Source organism: Nocardia concava NBRC 100430 (assembly GCF_000308815.1).
Taxonomy (GTDB): Bacteria; Actinomycetota; Actinomycetes; order Mycobacteriales; family Mycobacteriaceae; genus Nocardia; species Nocardia concava.
In genome coordinates, this window is sequence record NZ_BAFX01000150.1 from 23403 (window position 1) to 39055 (window position 15653).

Sequence of the window (15653 nt, forward strand, 5' to 3'; positions counted from 1 at the left end):
CTCAGACGTCCCCGAGGAAGATGTGGTTCAAACGCCGGGTGGCCTGGCGCGGGACCTCCACCGGAATTCGCTCGCCCGCACCGCGTTCGGCCAGTTTGGCCTGCACATCGTCGTCGAGCTGCAGATGGTCGAGGATGACCCGGACCGCGTGCTCGATGCCCAGGTAGCTGTAGGGCAGCACGGACAGCGCCCGATAGGCCGCGAAGGGTTTGGCCCGCGGGTTCAGCTGCACCACCGCGGGCAACCGCGACCAGTCGCCGGGCCACGGGTCGTCCCACGGCACCGGCGCGGCCACCATGGCGCCCTCGTCGCGAATCATGCCCAGCCGCAACAACTGCCAGATGGCGGCCAGGAACGGGCAGGACCACAGGATGCTCTCCACCTCCTGCCCGGCCACCTCCTCGAGCTGGCGGCTCCACAGCTGCACATCCAGGAAGATCGAGTGATTGCGCGCGCCGAACTCCTCCGGCGGCCGGTAGCGGGCGATCCGCATGGCCTGCCCCGCATCGAATTCCGAGGAGCGGCGGCCATTGCACAGCCAGCCGGACTCCACCGTCGGCGGGCGGCGGCCGGTGCTGTCGCGCGCGGGTTCGGCGACGATGCGGGCGGCCATCATCTCGGCCAGGCGGACCGGCTCGCCGACGGGTTCACCGTCGAGGAAGCCGGGCACCTCCGCGCAGCCCGCCTCGCGGGCGAGATAGTCGATGCGCACCCCGCATTCCGCCGCCGCGGCGAGCAGTTTCTCGAGCACCTCGCGCGGATCGGACTTGCGGCGCGCGTCCCGGGACCGCGAGGACGCGGTGCGGGTCCAGAAGTAGTCGTCCACCAGGAAGCAGGTGCTCACCCGCGCGCCGGGGCCGAATTCCTTTTCGGCGGCGTCCATCTGGGCCTCGACGATGGGCGCCACCTTACGCAGCTGCGCGTGGATGCGGTCGACCCCGTTGACGAGCTCGTCCATGTAGAAGTGCCCGACCTCGATGGATAGATGCGAGAGCGGCTGTCCGGCCACGCGATTGCGTTCACCTGCCTCGCTGTAGTCGGTCGCGGAGCTCATCGGCGCACCTCCACCTGTTCCCAGACGGCGTCGTTCATGAGTTTCTCGGTGAGCGAGCGGAACGCCTCCACGGTCGCGGCATTGGCCACGTGTGCGGCCACGTCCACGTCCAGGATCACCTGTTCCCGGCACTGCAGCATCGGTTCCACCGGGATTCTGCCCAGTATCCCGCTCTCGCCCATGCCGTGGCGATTGGCCGCGCGGGTCAGGGTGTTGTGCTGTTCCTGCAACCAGGCCGCCTGGGCCGGGCGCAGCCCGCCGCTCGCGCCGAGTTCGGGCACGGCGGTGCGGATGTAGCGCAGCGAACCGAGCAGTTCGACGCGGTCGTGTCCCCAGGCCTCACCGGTCTCGAGCACGCCGTGCTGATCGTGCACCAGACCGTGCGCGGCCGCGATGTGCTGGCGGGTCCAGCGGTGGAAGATGAGCCAGCGGCACACCGCCCGGGCCAGCTGCGGCTGTTTGGTGGCGCTCAGCGCCAGGGCCAGCGCGATGGACCGGCCCGCGCTCAGATCTACGAAGGTGACGTCGTATTCCTGTTCGCAGGTGAGGAACAGCGCCGCGCAGCGGTTGATCATGCGTTCGTCGAGGGTGGTGAACTCGGATCCGCCGAGGTCGCCGGGAAACAGCACCAGGCGGCCCGAGGGGTGCCGGGACCGGCTCAGTTCCGGCCGGTCGGTCTCGGAGCGCACGCTGAGCCGGGCGGGCGTGCCGTTCTCGTCGAGCAGATAGGCGTGCAGCCCACTGCCGTCGGTGATGCCGTTGTCGATCCGGCTGATCTCGAAAGTGCCTCCGGCGGTGGGTGATCCGAAGTCGAAGTCCAGGTACGCGACCTTGAGACCCTTCATGCTCAGCCAGTAGGCCATATTGCAGCTGGTCACCGAGCGGCCGGTGCCGCCCTTGTCGGAGGCCGAGAACACCAGCACGGTCATTCGCTCCTGGTCGCGTCGGAGCGGGCATAGGCCAGCTCATCCAGTTCCAGCAGGGCCTGCGAGGCCAGGCTCACCGCGGTGCCGGGACGCTCGTCCACCAGTTCGCGGGCGCGTTCGAGCCGCTGCTCGGCCAGGATCAGGGCGGTGCGGCCGGCCGACACGTCGGTTTCGCTGAGCTCCAGCATCTCTCGATTGAGCAGGTGCTCGGCCTCGGTCAGCAGCTCCATGGCCCGGGTCACCGAGGTCGGCGAGCGCAGCGGCGGTTCCCGGTACATGCGCGCGGCGGTCACCATGCACTCCACCACCCGCTCGGTGAGATACCAGGAGGGCAGCTCGACCTCGGGGCCGCCGAAGATCCGGCTCGGGTCGTCCCAGAGGCCGGTGGCCGGGCCGCCCCGGAAGGCGCGCAGGTCCAGATGATCCATGGTGGCCTGGGCCAGCGCCATCAGCTGATCGCGGGTCTCGACCGTGCCCGAGAGCCGCGCCGCCTGCAGCGTGCGCTTCAAAAGCACTGTGGCGTAATCGGATACCGTCCACCGCAGCAGCGGACCGTCCAGGTCCTCGCTACCGTGCAGGCGCAGGCTCACGCCCGGGGTGTGCATGGTGCGGGCCGGATCGTCCTCGGTGAAGCGGCGGATGATGCGGCCGCGCCGGGCCAGTTCGTCGAAAATCGTTGCGGCGCGGTCCAGATCGTCGTCATTGGCCTCGCGGTTGAGCAGATCCTGCATGAGCACCGCGGACACGATGAGACTGAAGTAGTCCGACTCCTCGCCGTCGGAGGTGCGCCACGGAATGTCCTCGAGCGGCCAGCGCCCGGAACCGAAGCGCGCCACCGCCGCCCAGTAGCGCTGGGCCAGATCCCAGCGCAGCTGCAGCGCCTCGGCCAGGCGGCGCTGCTGGCTGTTGAGCAGGTCCAGCTCGCGGGTGCGCACCGAGGTGAGGTCGTTGATGCCGTCCAACGCCACCACGGTGAAATGCAGGTAGGGACGGGCGACCGCATGGCCGGGCTGGTCCGCGATCGGCATGTTCACGAAGTCGATGGTCGCGGCCTTGCGCACAATGCCCCAGCTCCAACCGCATTCGAAGAGCAGGCCCTCGGTATCGAGGTCCACGCCCTCGACCTGGCTCAGGGTGGCATCGTTGCGTAGTCGGATGCGCACCCGGTCCAGGCGGTTGCGGACCGCGGCGACCACCGTCTCCGGGGCGCTGCCGGTCTGATTGAGCATGGACAGCATCGCGCGCCCGGCCTCGGACTTGGGCTTGACGGTATTGACCACGAAACTGCGGATCAGGCCGACCATGGCGGCCGTGAGCCGAACATTGATGCGGGCGTCGAGAGCCTCGATGCGCGGGCCCAGCTCCACCGCGAGCCGGGTGCGCCGCGCCACCGCCTGCTCGGCGACCGGACCGCTGAAGCCGCGCAGGAACTTCAGCGCCGCCAGGCACAGGGTGAGTGACATCGAATAGGAGTCGACCACGTCGAGCTTGCGCTGGTCGGCGGTCGGCTCGGTGCCGTCGGAGGCGGCCAGGTAGCTGCCCGCGGCGAAGACCGGCAGTTCGGTATTCGTTTCCGGATCGCGCTCGGTGTAGCGCTCGACGTACTGCTCGAGCAGCCAGACCACCCGCTCGCCGATGGACAGCCCGTTGTCGCCCAGGGGCGCGAGCACCTCGCGGATATCGTCGGCGATCTCGTCCGGGCGCTCCAGCCCGAACCCGTCGATCTCGGTGGCCGGATAGAGCAGGCACAGCAGCTGCTCCGCGTCGCTGATGGAGTTGGAACCGTTGCGACCGTCCCAGACCCACTGTTCATCGCGGTAGCACGCGGTCAACATGGACCGCCAGACTCCGAGGATCTGTTCCCGTGGCTTGATTCTCATCGACGCCGTCCCCTGCCCTGTCGTGGCCAGCCTCGCCGTTGTAGCTCTGAACGCGCGCGGCTGAAACTATCATGCGCCAGGCGCGCGCACCGGGTGGAAGGCAGGCCCGAAATCGCGTCGGGCACAGGGCAATATCGGGCAGATCGGGCGTGGGAAAGCGAGTGTCGCTTATGCCGCCGGTAGCGTCGCCGATCGTGAATGGTCTCAGCATGGACCGGACGGTTCGCCACCGGATGACCGCACGACGCCGACATGCCGCGGTCGGCTACGCCCTGCTGTTGCCGAGCCTCATCGGGGTGGGGTGCTTTCTGCTGCTGCCGGTCGCGGTGGTGCTGTGGCTGAGCGTGCACAGCTGGAATCTGTTGGGGCCCATCGAGTTCACCGGGTGGGAGAACTGGCGGTCGGTGCTGACCGATCGGGAGTTCGGGCATTCGATTCTGGTGACGCTGGGGCTGACGGCCATCGTGGTGCCGGTGCAGACGGCGCTCGGGTTCGCGGTGGCGGCCATGCTGGCGCGGCGCGGGCGGGGTGGGACCGTGTTGCGGGTGGTGTACGCGCTGCCGTGGATGTGTGCGCCAGTGGCGGTGGGCGTGGTGTGGCAGTGGATTTTCGCGCCGAGCGATGGGGCGTTGAACGCGCTGCTGGGGCGGCGGGTGGAGTGGCTGAGTTCGCCGACGCTGGCGCTGCCGGCGGTGGCGTCGGTGATCGTCTGGATGAATGTCGGTTATGTGGCTTTGTTCTTCGTCGCGGGGATCCGGGCCATTCCGGGGGAGATCCTCGATGCGGGCGCTCTCGACGGGGCCACCGGGTGGCGGCGGGTGCGGTGGCTGATCCTGCCGCTGCTGCGGCCGACCATGTTCTTCGTGCTGGTCACCGGGGTGCTGACCGTGTTCCAGACCTTCGACGCGGTATATGCGCTGACCAAGGGCGGGCCGGACCATCACACGGATGTGGTTGCCATGCGGCTGTATTCGGAGGCGTTCGAGGCGGCGCATCCGGGGCGGGCGGCGGTCATGGCGGTGGTGGTGTTCGCGGTCATGTTCGTGATCACCGTGGGGCAGCACCGGTACCTCCGGGATCGGACCAGCTATGAGTACTGAGCGGGCGGTGCGGGCGGGGGCGGCCTACGCGCTGTTGATCCTCGGGGCGCTGGTGACGGTCGCGCCGCTGGTGTTGAGCGCCATGACCGCGGTCAAGACGCCGCGACAGCTCGCGAACGAATCCGCCTTGGCTGCACCGCATCCCGCGACGCTGGACAATTTCCGGACCGTGCTCGACCAGGGGGTCGGGCGGGCGGTGGCGGTGACGGCGCTGATGACGGTGTGTATCACCTGCGGACAGCTGGTCGTGTCGATCATGGCCGCGTACGCGTTCGCGCGCATGGAGTTTCCCGGACGCGATGTGCTGTTCTGGATCTATCTGGGGACCATGATGGTGCCGACCGCGGTCACGCTGGTGCCGCTGTATCTGATGTTCGCGAAGCTGGGGTGGCTCAATACCTTCTGGGCGCTGGTGCTGCCGTTCCTGTTCGGCTCGCCCTACGCGATCTTCCTGCTGCGCCAGTACTTCCGGGCGATTCCCGGCGAGATCATCGACGCGGCGCGGGTGGACGGGGCCACGGCGCTGGACATTCTGGTGAGCGTCGTGGTGCCGATGAGCCGGCCGATCCTGGCCACGCTCACGATCATCACCGTTGTCGCGCAATGGAACAACTTCATGTGGCCGCTGGTGGCGGCGTCCGGGCGCAGGTGGCAGGTGCTGACCGTGGCGACGGCGAACATGCAGACGCAGTACGACGCGCAATGGACGCTGATCATGGCGGCCACGACGCTGGCCATCGCGCCGCTGGTGGTGCTGTTCGTGGTGTTCCAGCGGCAGGTGCTGCGGTCCGTCGCGGTGACGGGGCTCAAATGAGCGGGCCGCGAATGAAGGATTCAACCCGGGCCGTGCTCGGGATTCTCGCGGTCGCTCTACTGCTGGTGGCCGCGGCGGTATGGCTCGGACGCGATACCGAGGGCGGCGGTCGCACGGTGGTGCGGCTGCGGATCTGGGATCAGAGCTTCGTGTCGGCGTACCGGGCCTCGCTGGACGAGTTCCAGCGGGTCAATCCGGATGTCGAGGTGCGAATCACGGTGGTGCCGTGGGCTTCCTACGCGCAGAAGCTGCGGCTGGATGTCGCGGGCGGGATCGCCGACGATCTGTTCTGGACGAATCTCTACGAGGATTACGCCGACAGTGGGCACCTGGTGGATATCGCGAAGGCCCTGGGGCCGGAGGCCGCGCGGATCTGGGATCCCCGGGCCGTGGCTCAGTACACGCGCGATGGGAAGCTCTGGGCGGTACCGCAGTTCGTCGACGCGGGCACCGCCGTCTACTACAACCGGGAGCTGCTGGAGAAGGCCGGGGTCGATGCCGTCGAACTGGCCGCGGCACGGTGGAGTCCGGATGCCGGGCGGGATACGTTCCGGCCGTTGCTGCGGCGGCTGGCTCCGGTGTCGGGGTGGCCGTACAACGCCGCCAACGACTTTCAATCCATCTCGCTGCCCTATCTGGGGTCGGCGGGCGGACAGTTGCAGCGGGACGGTCGCTTCGATTTCGACTCACCGCAGGGGCGCGACGCCTTCGGATACACCGCCGCGCTGGTCGCGGACGGATTGTCCCCGTCCGCCGCGGACACCAATACCAGCGGCGATTTCGCCAAGAACGCCTTTCTCCAGGGCCGCATGGCGCTGTTCCAGTCCGGGACCTTCAATCTCGCCACCATTGCGAAGAATGCCGGATTCCGCTGGGGGCTGGCCATGATTCCCGAAGGGCCTGACGGTCGGGTGAGCGCGGACAACGCGATCGGTGTCGCGGGTAATACGGCCTCCGCGCATCCGGAGGCGGTGCGGCGGGTGCTGGCGTGGCTGGGCAGCGCCGACGGGAACCGGTATCTCGGCGCCGAGGGGGCCACCATTCCCGCCGTGGTGTCCGACCAGCAGGTCTACCGCGATTACTGGGCGCGGCACGGGGTGGATGTCTCGCCGTTCTTCGATGTGCTGCAGGGCAAGACGATCGCGGCCGGCGGGGGTGCCGGATTCCCGGCGGCCTTGCGGGCCATCACGCCGATTCTCGACGAGATGTACCTGGGCCGGATTCCGGTACCCGACGCGCTGGCCCGCGCGCAGCGCGAGGCGAATGCCGCTGTAGCGCAACGGTGATCGACGCTCAGATGCGGCTGTGATCGGTGTAGGGCGTGCGCGGACCGAACTTGGGCTTGCGCGCGAAACCCGCGAGACCCAGCAGGCGCACGGCGCGATAGCGGTGCGGGCGTAGGGGTTCCAGGTATTCGACCATGGCGTCGTCGTCGATGGGCTTGCCCAACAGGGTCCAGCCGACGATGGATGCCAGGTGGAAGTCGCCCACCGACAGCGCATCCGAATCCCCGAAGGCGCGCTGGGCGATCTCCGCGGCGGTCCAGACGCCGATCCCGGGCACGGTGCGCAGCCGTTTCGCGGCGTCGGCGTGACTCAGGGTCGCCGCCTCCTCCAATTTCGGCGCGATACGGGAGGCCAGCACAATGGTTTTCGACCGCTGCGGCCCGACATTGGCGCGGTGGTAGACCCACGAGGGGATGTGCCGCCAGGTCTCGGCGTCCGGCATGATCCGCAGCCCCTGCGGCGCCGGGCCGGGCGCGGGAGTTCCATAGCGCCACACCAGTTTCCGCCACGAGTCATGGGCGGTCTTGGTGTGCACCTTCTGTTCCAGCACCGCCGGGACCAGTGCCTCCCAGACCAGGCCGGTGCGCAGCATGCGCAGGCCCGGATTGAGCCGGTGCGCCTCGGCGACCTTGGGGTGCTCGGGCGCGAAATCGCTGACGTCCTCGTCCAGACACAGCATGGCTGGGAGCCGCTCCAGGAATTCCTCCGCGCCCGGACCCCACGCCCGCGCGTCGACCGTGTGCCGGTCGGCCTGCCGGAGCCGGTAGGTGACCGCGCCGGACGGCAGGCGCGAGGCGTGCCAATGTGAGCCGTCGGGGGTTTCGCGGTGGCAGGGATCACCGAAGCCGCGGCGCAGCGGAGAGACGGTGGCGGCCAGATCGATCGGCCGCTCGGAGCGGAGGGTGCGGCTGCGCTCGCTCGCGACCGGGGCGGTCCGGGCGGGCGGCGCTGAAGTCACCGCGCCATTCTATTGGTCAGGAACTGGGCGAGATGCAGGGATGAGCGACCCGCCAGCTGCGCGGCCTGGGTGCGGCAGGAGAAGCCGTCGGCGATCAGGATCGAATCGTCCGGCGCCGCGCGCAGGGCCGGGAGCAGGCCGTTCTCCGCGACGGCGACCGAGACGTCGTAGTGCCCGCGCTGCATGCCGAAGTTGCCCGCAAGCCCGCAGCAGCCGGTGATCTCGATCACCGCCGCGCCGGTGCCGCGCAGAATCCGGCGGTCGGCGGCGAAGCCGAGCACGGCGTGCTGATGACAATGCGGCTGGACCAGGACGGTGTGGCCGGTGCGATCGGGGGGCTGCCAGCCGGGGTGGGACTCCAGGAATTCGGAGAGGGTGCGGACCGCTCCCGCCACGGCGGCGGCGCGCGGATCGCCGGGCAGCAATCGGGGGAGGTCGTCACGGAGTGCGGCGGTGCAGGAGGGCTCCAGGCCGACGACCAGACCGCTGGATACGGCATGGTCGGCGAGGGCATCGACGGTGGCGCGCAGGTGTTTTCGCGCGCCGTCGAGTTGACCGGTGCTGATCCAGGTGAGGCCGCAGCAGACGCGGGTGTCGGGAATGCGTACGCGATGACCGAGGGATTCGATCAATTCGATGGCGGCGCTGGCGATTTCGGGATCGAAGGCGTCGGTGAAGGTGTCGATCCACAGCAGCACAGTCGATTCGGCGTCCGGGTTCGCGCTCGACGGGGTCCAGGATCGACGAAAGCTCTTGTCCGCCAATGTGGGCACCGCGCGTCGCGCGTCCATACCGGCCAGGCGCAGTCCGAGGCGGCGCAGCGGCCGCACGGCGCTCAACTTGTTCACCAGCCGCGGTGAGCGCGTCGCCGCGCCGAGCCAGCGCGGCAGCCCGCCCAGCGAGTAGTGATCGATCGGGCGCGGCCGACGCCGGTAGCGGCGGTACAGCGTCTCGGACTTGTAGGTCGCCATATCGACGCCCGCCGGGCAGTCGGAGTGACAGGCCTTGCAGGACAGGCAGAGATCCAGCGATTCCGCGACGGCCTCGGAACGCCAATCCAGCGCTCCCCGAACGACTTCCTGCAGCACGCGGGCGCGACCGCGGGTGCTGTCCTTCTCATCGGCGGTGGCCAGATACGACGGGCACATGAAGCCGCCGGCGGCGCGGGTATCGGCCCGGCATTTGCCGACCCCGACACAGCGGTGCACGGCCGTGGCCAGATCGCCGTCGTCCGGGAAGGCGAAGCCGCCGACCGTGGGCAGCGGGCGCAGACCGGCCAGCCGCAGGTCGGCGTCGATCGGGCGCGGGGCCACCAGCACACCGGGATTCAGGACGGCATCGGGATCGAACAGGGCCTTGAATCCGGCGAAGGCGTCCAGGGCCTCACCGGAGTACATGAACCGCAGCAGATCCGAGCGCGCCCGGCCGTCGCCGTGCTCGCCCGACAGCGAGCCGCCGAACTTCACCACCTGGCGGGCCGCGTCCTCCAGGAAGCTCCGGAAGCGTTGCGGCGCATCGGCTATCGGCAGATCCAGGCGGACGTGGATGCAGCCGTCGCCGAAGTGGCCGTAGAGCAGGCCGTCGAGACCGTGCTCACGCATGAGCGCGTCGAATTCGCGCAGGTAGTCGCCGAGACGCTCGGGCGGCACCGCGGCGTCCTCCCAGCCGGGCCAGGCGGGGTGGCCGTCGGGCGTGCGGCCCGCCAGGCCCGCACCGTCGGCACGGATGGCCCACAGTGCCTGGGCTTCCGCCCTGTCGATGACCACCCGGGAGTCCAGGGCGTGCGCGTTCGTACGGAGCAGCTCCGCCCGGTCGCGGGCGTGTTCGGTGGTGTCGCCCTCGATTTCGATCAGCAGCCAGCCGCCACCGCGCGGTAGCTCGGGAACCGCGCCGCCGCGATGCGTGCGCACCACATCGACCAGGCGGGCGTCCATGCCCTCCACCGCGATCGGCCGCGCGGCCATGACGGCGGCGATATCGTCGGCGGCCGTGGGCATGTCCGGATAGCCGAGCACCACGAGCACCGTCGCGGCGGGTATCGGGACCAGATCGACGGTGGCCTCCAGCAACAGTCCACAGGTGCCCTCGGTGCCGACGAAGGCCTTGGCGATCGACGAACCGCGTTCCGGCAGCAGGTGTTCCAGCGCGTACCCGGACGCCTGCCGTTCGAAGCGACCCAGTTCGGTGCGGATGAGCGCCAGGTTCGACCGGGTGAACTCGGGCAGGCCCGCGATGACGGACAGGTCGTCGCGCAGGGTCCGCTCCAGGCCCAGTCCGTCGAGAATCCGCAACTCCCGCACCGTATCCGAGGTGCGGCCCCAGGCCACCGCACGCGGACCGCAGGCATTGTTGCCGATCATCCCGCCCAGCGTGCAGCGGTTCTGCGTGGAGGGATCGGGTCCGAAGCGCAACCCGTGCGCCCCCGCCTGCCGCTGCAGCGCGGCCAGGACCACACCGGGCTGCACCCGGGCGATCCGACGCTCGGGGTCGAGTTCGAGGACGGTGTTCATGTGGCGGCTGAAGTCCAGCACCAGCCCGGGTCCGATGGCATTGCCCGCCACCGAGGTTCCGGCCCCGCGCGCGGTCACGGTCAGGCCCTCGGCGCGCGCCACGTCCAGGGCGGCCTGGACATCGGCCGCATCACGCGGGAAGACCACACCGCGCGGCGACACCCGATAGTTCGAGGCATCCGAGGAGTACTCGGCACGCCGCCGGGGATCGGTGTCGACCTCACCGGTGATCGCACCGCGCAACGCTCGCTCCCACGCCTCGCTCACGACACCAACCCTATGCGCGGCCCTGCCGCGTCCGGGTATTTCGCCCAGCGCGAACGAGCGACCTGGGCGGAAGCCCTTGATCTCAACCATTGTTGAGGTCTTAATGTCGGTGCCGTGGGGTTCGATGGAACCCGGACGTGAGGAGCGGGGATGAGTATCGAATCCGTGGCGTGGAGCCAGCTGTACCGGCAGATGAACGCGCCCACCGAGCAGCGGCCGCTGCGGTTGGCGACGGCGCGCCGGATTCTGGCCTTCGCGCGCCCGCACCATCGGCGGTTGGTGGCGTTCCTGGTGTTCTCCATCGTCTCGGCGCTGCTGGCCGTGGCCACGCCGGTGCTGGCCGGGCGGGTGGTCGACGCCATCGTCGGGCACGGCGCACCGCGCACGGTGATCACGCTGGCGGTGATCATCGCGGCGGTGGCGGTGCTGGACGCCGGGCTCGGGCTGGTCATCCGCCTGCTGTCGGCGCGGATCGGGGAGGGGCTCATCTTCGATCTGCGCACCGCGGTGTTCGACCACGTCCAGAAGATGCCCATCGCCTTCTTCACGCGCACCCGGACCGGCGCATTGGTGAGCCGGTTGAACAATGACGTCATCGGGGCGCAACGGGCGTTCAGCACCACCCTGTCCGGCGTGGTCACCAATGTGGTGACGCTGGCTCTCACCCTCGCGGTGATGCTCAGCCTGTCTTGGCAGATCACCCTGCTCGCGCTGGTCCTGCTGCCGGTGTTCGTGCTGCCCGCGCGGCGCATGGGCGATCGGCTGGCCGGGATCTCGCGTGAGGCGGCCGGGCTCAACGCGGCCATGAGCACCCAGATGACCGAGCGGTTCTCCGCGCCGGGCGCGACGCTGGTGAAGCTGTTCGGGCGGCCGCGGCAGGAGTCCTCGGAGTTCGGGCTGCGGGCCGGGCGGGTGCGCGACATCGGCGTCCGCACCGCCATGCTGCAGACGGTCTTCGTCACCGCGCTCACCCTGGTGTCGGCGCTGGCGCTGGCCCTGGTCTACGGGCTCGGCGGTTACCTCGCCCTGCAGGGTTCCCTGGAACCCGGTGCGGTGGTGGCGCTTTCGCTGCTGCTGACCCGGCTGTACACCCCGCTCACCGCGCTGGCCAGCGCCCGGGTGGACGTGATGTCGGCGCTGGTGAGCTTCGAGCGGGTCTTCGAGATCCTGGATCTGAAGCCGCTCATCCAGGATTCGCCGCTGGCCGTGCCGGTGCCCGACGGGCCGGTGGCGGTGGAGTTCGACGACGTCAGCTTCGGCTACCCGGCGGCGGACAAGGTCTCGCTGGCCTCGCTCGAGGATGTCGCCACGCTGGACACCCGCGGCGGTGAGGAAGTGCTGCACGGCATTTCGCTGCGCGCCGAGCCCGGGCAGATGGTGGCGCTGGTCGGGTCCTCCGGGGCCGGTAAATCCACCATCGCGCAACTGGTTTCGCGGCTCTACGACGTGGACTCCGGTGCGGTGCTGCTGGGCGGCCGGGATGTGCGCGAACTGCGGGGCCAGTCGATTCAGGACACGGTCGGCCTGGTCACCCAGGACGGGCACCTGTTCCACGACAGCATTCGCGCGAATCTGCTGCTGGCCCGGCCCGAGGCCACCGAGGCGGAGCTCTGGGACGCGCTGGGGCGCGCCCGCTTGCGCGATCTCATCGAATCCCTGCCCGACGGCCTGGACACCGTGGTCGGCGAGCGCGGCTACCGCCTCTCCGGCGGCGAGCGCCAGCGGCTCACCATTGCCCGCCTGCTGCTCAAGCAGCCGCGCGTGGTGATCCTGGACGAGGCCACCGCCTCACTGGACTCCACCTCGGAGGCGGCAGTGCAGGAGGCGCTGGCCGAGGCGCTCGAGGGCCGCACCGCGCTGGTCATCGCGCACCGGCTGTCCACCATCCGCAATGCCGATCAGATCCTGGTGCTCGAGCACGGCCGGATCGTGGAGCGCGGCACGCACACCGAACTGCTCGCCGCCGAGGGCCGCTACACCGAGCTGTACCGCACCCAGTTCGCCGACACGAGCGCACCGGTCGCGGCGGCCTAGCGGCTTGCCGGATCGGCAAAAGGAGTGGGGCTCCCGGCGCGTGTGCGGTTAGCGTCGGGAGCATGGGCTCTCATTCACACGGACAGGCAGACACGCACGGCCATCAGCACTCCCACGGTCACGGACACGGGCACTCCCATGGACACGGCCACACCCACGACAAGATCGATTGGGCGACCATGATCCCGGATCTGCAGCGGGACGACGCCATGTCGGCCGAGGCCAGTGCCGAGATCGCGCGCCGATTGATCGGATTGATTCCGGCCCGGACCGAGCCTGTCGTGCTCGATATCGGAGCGGGGGCGGGTGGCCAGAGTGTGGCCTTCGCGCACGAACTGCTCGCGCGTGGCGGCGGTCGCCTCGTCCTCGTGGACGCGGTGCCGGAATTGCTCGAGGTGGCCCAGCAGGCCGTGAAGGTCGCGACCGCCGGTGACGATCGGGTCCGGGTGGAGACCGTGCTGGCCGATGCCGCCGCACCGGACTTCGGTGCGGAGTTGCCCGCCGCGGATCTGGTGTGGGCCTCGCGCTCGGTGCATCACCTGCCCGATCAGCAGGCGGGCACCACCCGCCTGGCCGGGCTGCTGCGCCCGGGCGGCTGGCTGGCATTGGCCGAGGGCGGCCTGCCGGTGCGTTGCCTGCCTTGGGATCTCGGTGTCGGCGCGCCCGGCCTGCAGGATCGGCTGCTGGGACTCCGCGACGCGGGCTTCGCCCAGATGCGCGCCGAGATCACCGATTCCACGCCGATGCCCTACGGCTGGAATGTGGCGCTCGGCAATGCGGGGCTCGAGGCGGTGACCTCCTTCAGCGTGCTCACCGATCACCCCGCACCGCCGGCCCCGGCCGTGCGGGACAGTGTCGTCGCGTGGCTGACCGGATTGAGCGAGCGGGTCGGCGACCGCCTCGGCGAGGAGGATCGCGCCACCCTGGCGGCACTGCTGGATGCCGACGCCGAGACGTATGTCGGTGCGCGCGAAGACATTTACATTCTGGGCGCGACCACGGTTTTCCTGGGCCACCGCTAGCCGCTTGGCATGGTTCGGCACGGCCGTGATCCGACCGTGCCCGAACCGACACCGTGTTGTGGCCCCCGAGGCCGCTCTGACGTCCCGAAATGCCCTGCCGTACGGCATAATTCGAGCTCCCATGGCATAACCCACATGATCGTTTCACATGCCGGGGGAGGAGTTTCGGTGACCCGTACCAAGGTGCAGCGGCAGACGCCCGCGACCCGTGTCGACGATATCGAGCGCATGTTCGGCGCCCGGCGATATCAGCCCGCCGCGGAAGCGCCGCCCATGGAGATACGGGTGACGGGCGGGACCCGGCGCACCGACGAGGACTGGACGGTTCCGAAAAAACTGGTGGCCGACTGTGTTTCGGGCAAGCTGGTCGTCGACTTCACCCGGGCCCGGTGCTCCCGGCGCGAGATCGACATCCAGGTCACCGCGGGCGCGGGGGCGATCGTGCTGATCGTTCCGCGCGGCTGGCGGGTCGACATGGACGGGGTGACGCCCGGTGAGGGCACCGTGGCGAATCGGGTGAAGCTGCCGCGGTTTCCGGGCGCTCCGCTCATCCGGGTCACCGGTACGGTGGACACCGGCGTGGTGAAGGCGCGCTATGCCTATCGCTCGCCGCTGCGCTGGCTGCGCCGTTCCCGGTAGCACCGGCCGTTCCGGCTGACCGTTCCCGCAGATCCCCGCATTTCTGGAGACCATGCGGTATGACGGAGGGGTGACGCGCTGGCTGCTGCACGTCGACCTCGACCAATTCCAGGCCGCGGTCGAGTTTCGGCGGCATCCTGAGCTGCGCGGACAGCCGGTCATCGTGGGCGGCAACGGCGATCCGGCCGAGCCTCGCAAGGTGGTGTCCTGCGCGTCGTATCCGGCGCGCGGCTTCGGCGTGCGGGCGGGCATGCCGCTGCGCACGGCCGCGCGGGTCTGCCCGGAGGGCGTATTCCTACCGCAGGATCTGCCGTTCTACGCCGAGGCGTCCGAGGAGATCATGGCGCTGCTGCGTACCTTTCCGGGGCGCGTGGAGGTGCTCGGCTTCGACGAGGCGTTCCTCGCGGTGGATACCGACGATCCCGAAGAGCTGGCGCGCGAGATCCGCTCGGCCATCGAGGAATTGGACCTGACCTGCGCGGTCGGTATCGGGGACAACAAGACCAGGGCCAAGCTGGCCACCGGGTTCGCCAAGGCGGTGGGCAAGTCCGCGGAAGCGCCGCCCGAGCAGGACGCCGGGACCGGAATCTTTCGGCTCACCGCCGAGAACTGGGACGAGCTGATGGCGCATCGGCCGACCAGCGCGCTGTGGGGCATCGGCGCACGGATCGCGAAGCGCCTGAGCGGCTTGGGGATCGAGACCGTCGCGGATCTGGCCGCGGCCGACCGAAAGGAACTGGCGGCCGAGTTCGGGCCGACTACCGGGCCGTATCTGTGGGTACTCGGGCACGGTGCGGGTGACACGGACATCGCGGAGCCGCGAGAACCGGTGGGACACAGCCGATCCGAGACTTTTCCACAGGACCTCACAGAGCGCGAGGAATTCGACGCCGCGGTGGTTCGGCTGGCCACCCAGGTCGCCGAGGAGACCGTGGCCGAGGGCCGGGGCATCGGGCGGGTCAGTGTCACGGTGCGGACCAAGACCTTCTTCACCCGGAGCAAACAGCGGAAACTGCCCGCGCCCACGGCCGATGTGGATGAGGTCGTGCAGACGGCCCTGGAGGTCTTGCATTCCTTCGAGCTGGACCGCCCCATCCGGTTGCTCGGGGTCCGCGTCGAATACGCCATGCTGTGATGAGGTTCCACCCGACGGAAGGCATTCT

The 15653-nt window shown here is 69.5% G+C and carries 12 protein-coding genes; 7 read left to right on the top strand and 5 right to left on the bottom strand.

Features of this window, described 5'->3' with window-relative positions; translation table 11 throughout:
- Position 1 precedes the first annotated feature (1 nt).
- The 3 genes from ON43_RS34610 to ON43_RS34620 are packed head-to-tail and all read right to left on the bottom strand — an operon-like array spanning position 2 to position 3860.
- The gene (locus ON43_RS34610) at positions 2 to 1054 is read right to left on the bottom strand and encodes an SCO2522 family protein (RefSeq protein WP_040814377.1); all 1053 of its coding nucleotides are present in this window, start codon (positions 1052 to 1054) and stop codon (positions 2 to 4) included.
- On the bottom strand, positions 1051 to 1983 hold the full coding sequence (locus ON43_RS34615) for an SCO2523 family variant P-loop protein (RefSeq protein ID WP_245568871.1): 933 nt from the start codon (positions 1981 to 1983) through the stop codon (positions 1051 to 1053). Before ON43_RS34615 ends, ON43_RS34610 begins: the two co-directional genes overlap by 4 nt.
- Positions 1980 to 3860: an SCO2524 family protein gene (locus tag ON43_RS34620; protein WP_040814378.1), complete on the bottom strand. Its 1881-nt coding sequence runs from the start codon at positions 3858 to 3860 to the stop codon at positions 1980 to 1982. The genes ON43_RS34615 and ON43_RS34620 overlap by 4 nt, the downstream gene beginning before the upstream one ends.
- A gap of 233 nt (positions 3861 to 4093) precedes the next feature.
- Between ON43_RS34620 and ON43_RS34625 the strand changes: the two genes are divergently transcribed.
- From ON43_RS34625 to ON43_RS34635, 3 genes are read left to right on the top strand one after another with little or no spacing between them, the layout of a single operon-like run.
- A complete protein-coding gene (locus tag ON43_RS34625) occupies positions 4094 to 4960 on the top strand; it encodes a carbohydrate ABC transporter permease (RefSeq protein ID WP_083913976.1) in 867 nt (288 codons plus the stop codon).
- Positions 4950 to 5774, top strand: coding sequence for a carbohydrate ABC transporter permease (locus ON43_RS34630; RefSeq protein WP_040814379.1), 825 nt, complete (start codon positions 4950 to 4952; stop codon positions 5772 to 5774). Before ON43_RS34625 ends, ON43_RS34630 begins: the two co-directional genes overlap by 11 nt.
- 11 nt (positions 5775 to 5785) lie before the next feature.
- Positions 5786 to 7060, top strand: coding sequence for an ABC transporter substrate-binding protein (locus ON43_RS34635; protein WP_051179631.1), 1275 nt, complete (start codon positions 5786 to 5788; stop codon positions 7058 to 7060).
- A gap of 7 nt (positions 7061 to 7067) precedes the next feature.
- Here the strand turns inward: ON43_RS34635 and ON43_RS34640 are convergent, their stop codons facing one another.
- Together ON43_RS34640 and ON43_RS34645 are read right to left on the bottom strand one after the other, a co-directional pair.
- Positions 7068 to 8018, bottom strand: coding sequence for a DNA-3-methyladenine glycosylase family protein (locus ON43_RS34640; RefSeq protein WP_040814381.1), 951 nt, complete (start codon positions 8016 to 8018; stop codon positions 7068 to 7070).
- The gene (locus ON43_RS34645; protein ID WP_040814383.1) at positions 8015 to 10795 is read right to left on the bottom strand and encodes an FAD-binding and (Fe-S)-binding domain-containing protein; all 2781 of its coding nucleotides are present in this window, start codon (positions 10793 to 10795) and stop codon (positions 8015 to 8017) included. Before ON43_RS34645 ends, ON43_RS34640 begins: the two co-directional genes overlap by 4 nt.
- 150 nt (positions 10796 to 10945) lie before the next feature.
- Between ON43_RS34645 and ON43_RS34650 the strand changes: the two genes are divergently transcribed.
- From ON43_RS34650 to ON43_RS34665, 4 genes are all read left to right on the top strand, one after another.
- Positions 10946 to 12829 (top strand): ABC transporter ATP-binding protein, encoded by a 1884-nt coding sequence (locus tag ON43_RS34650; RefSeq protein WP_040814384.1) that lies wholly within the window; start codon positions 10946 to 10948, stop codon positions 12827 to 12829.
- A gap of 62 nt (positions 12830 to 12891) precedes the next feature.
- Positions 12892 to 13851 (top strand): class I SAM-dependent methyltransferase, encoded by a 960-nt coding sequence (locus tag ON43_RS34655; protein WP_083913957.1) that lies wholly within the window; start codon positions 12892 to 12894, stop codon positions 13849 to 13851.
- A 168-nt stretch (positions 13852 to 14019) separates the two neighbouring features.
- Complete coding sequence (locus tag ON43_RS42945) at positions 14020 to 14490, top strand: hypothetical protein (protein WP_051179633.1); 471 nt, start codon at positions 14020 to 14022, stop codon at positions 14488 to 14490.
- A gap of 70 nt (positions 14491 to 14560) precedes the next feature.
- The gene (locus ON43_RS34665; RefSeq protein WP_040814385.1) at positions 14561 to 15625 is read left to right on the top strand and encodes a DNA polymerase IV; all 1065 of its coding nucleotides are present in this window, start codon (positions 14561 to 14563) and stop codon (positions 15623 to 15625) included.
- The last annotated feature ends 28 nt before the right edge of the window (positions 15626 to 15653 follow it).

Coding starts and splice junctions, on each gene's coding strand:
- ON43_RS34625 (WP_083913976.1), top strand. CDS start 4,094: ATGACCGCACGACGCCGACATGCCGCGGTCGGCTACGCCCTGCTGTTG.
- ON43_RS34655 (WP_083913957.1), top strand. CDS start 12,892: ATGGGCTCTCATTCACACGGACAGGCAGACACGCACGGCCATCAGCAC.
- ON43_RS34620 (WP_040814378.1), bottom strand. CDS start 3,860: ATGAGAATCAAGCCACGGGAACAGATCCTCGGAGTCTGGCGGTCCATG.
- ON43_RS34615 (WP_245568871.1), bottom strand. CDS start 1,983: ATGACCGTGCTGGTGTTCTCGGCCTCCGACAAGGGCGGCACCGGCCGC.
- ON43_RS34635 (WP_051179631.1), top strand. CDS start 5,786: ATGAAGGATTCAACCCGGGCCGTGCTCGGGATTCTCGCGGTCGCTCTA.
- ON43_RS34630 (WP_040814379.1), top strand. CDS start 4,950: ATGAGTACTGAGCGGGCGGTGCGGGCGGGGGCGGCCTACGCGCTGTTG.
- ON43_RS34610 (WP_040814377.1), bottom strand. CDS start 1,054: ATGAGCTCCGCGACCGACTACAGCGAGGCAGGTGAACGCAATCGCGTG.
- ON43_RS34650 (WP_040814384.1), top strand. CDS start 10,946: ATGAGTATCGAATCCGTGGCGTGGAGCCAGCTGTACCGGCAGATGAAC.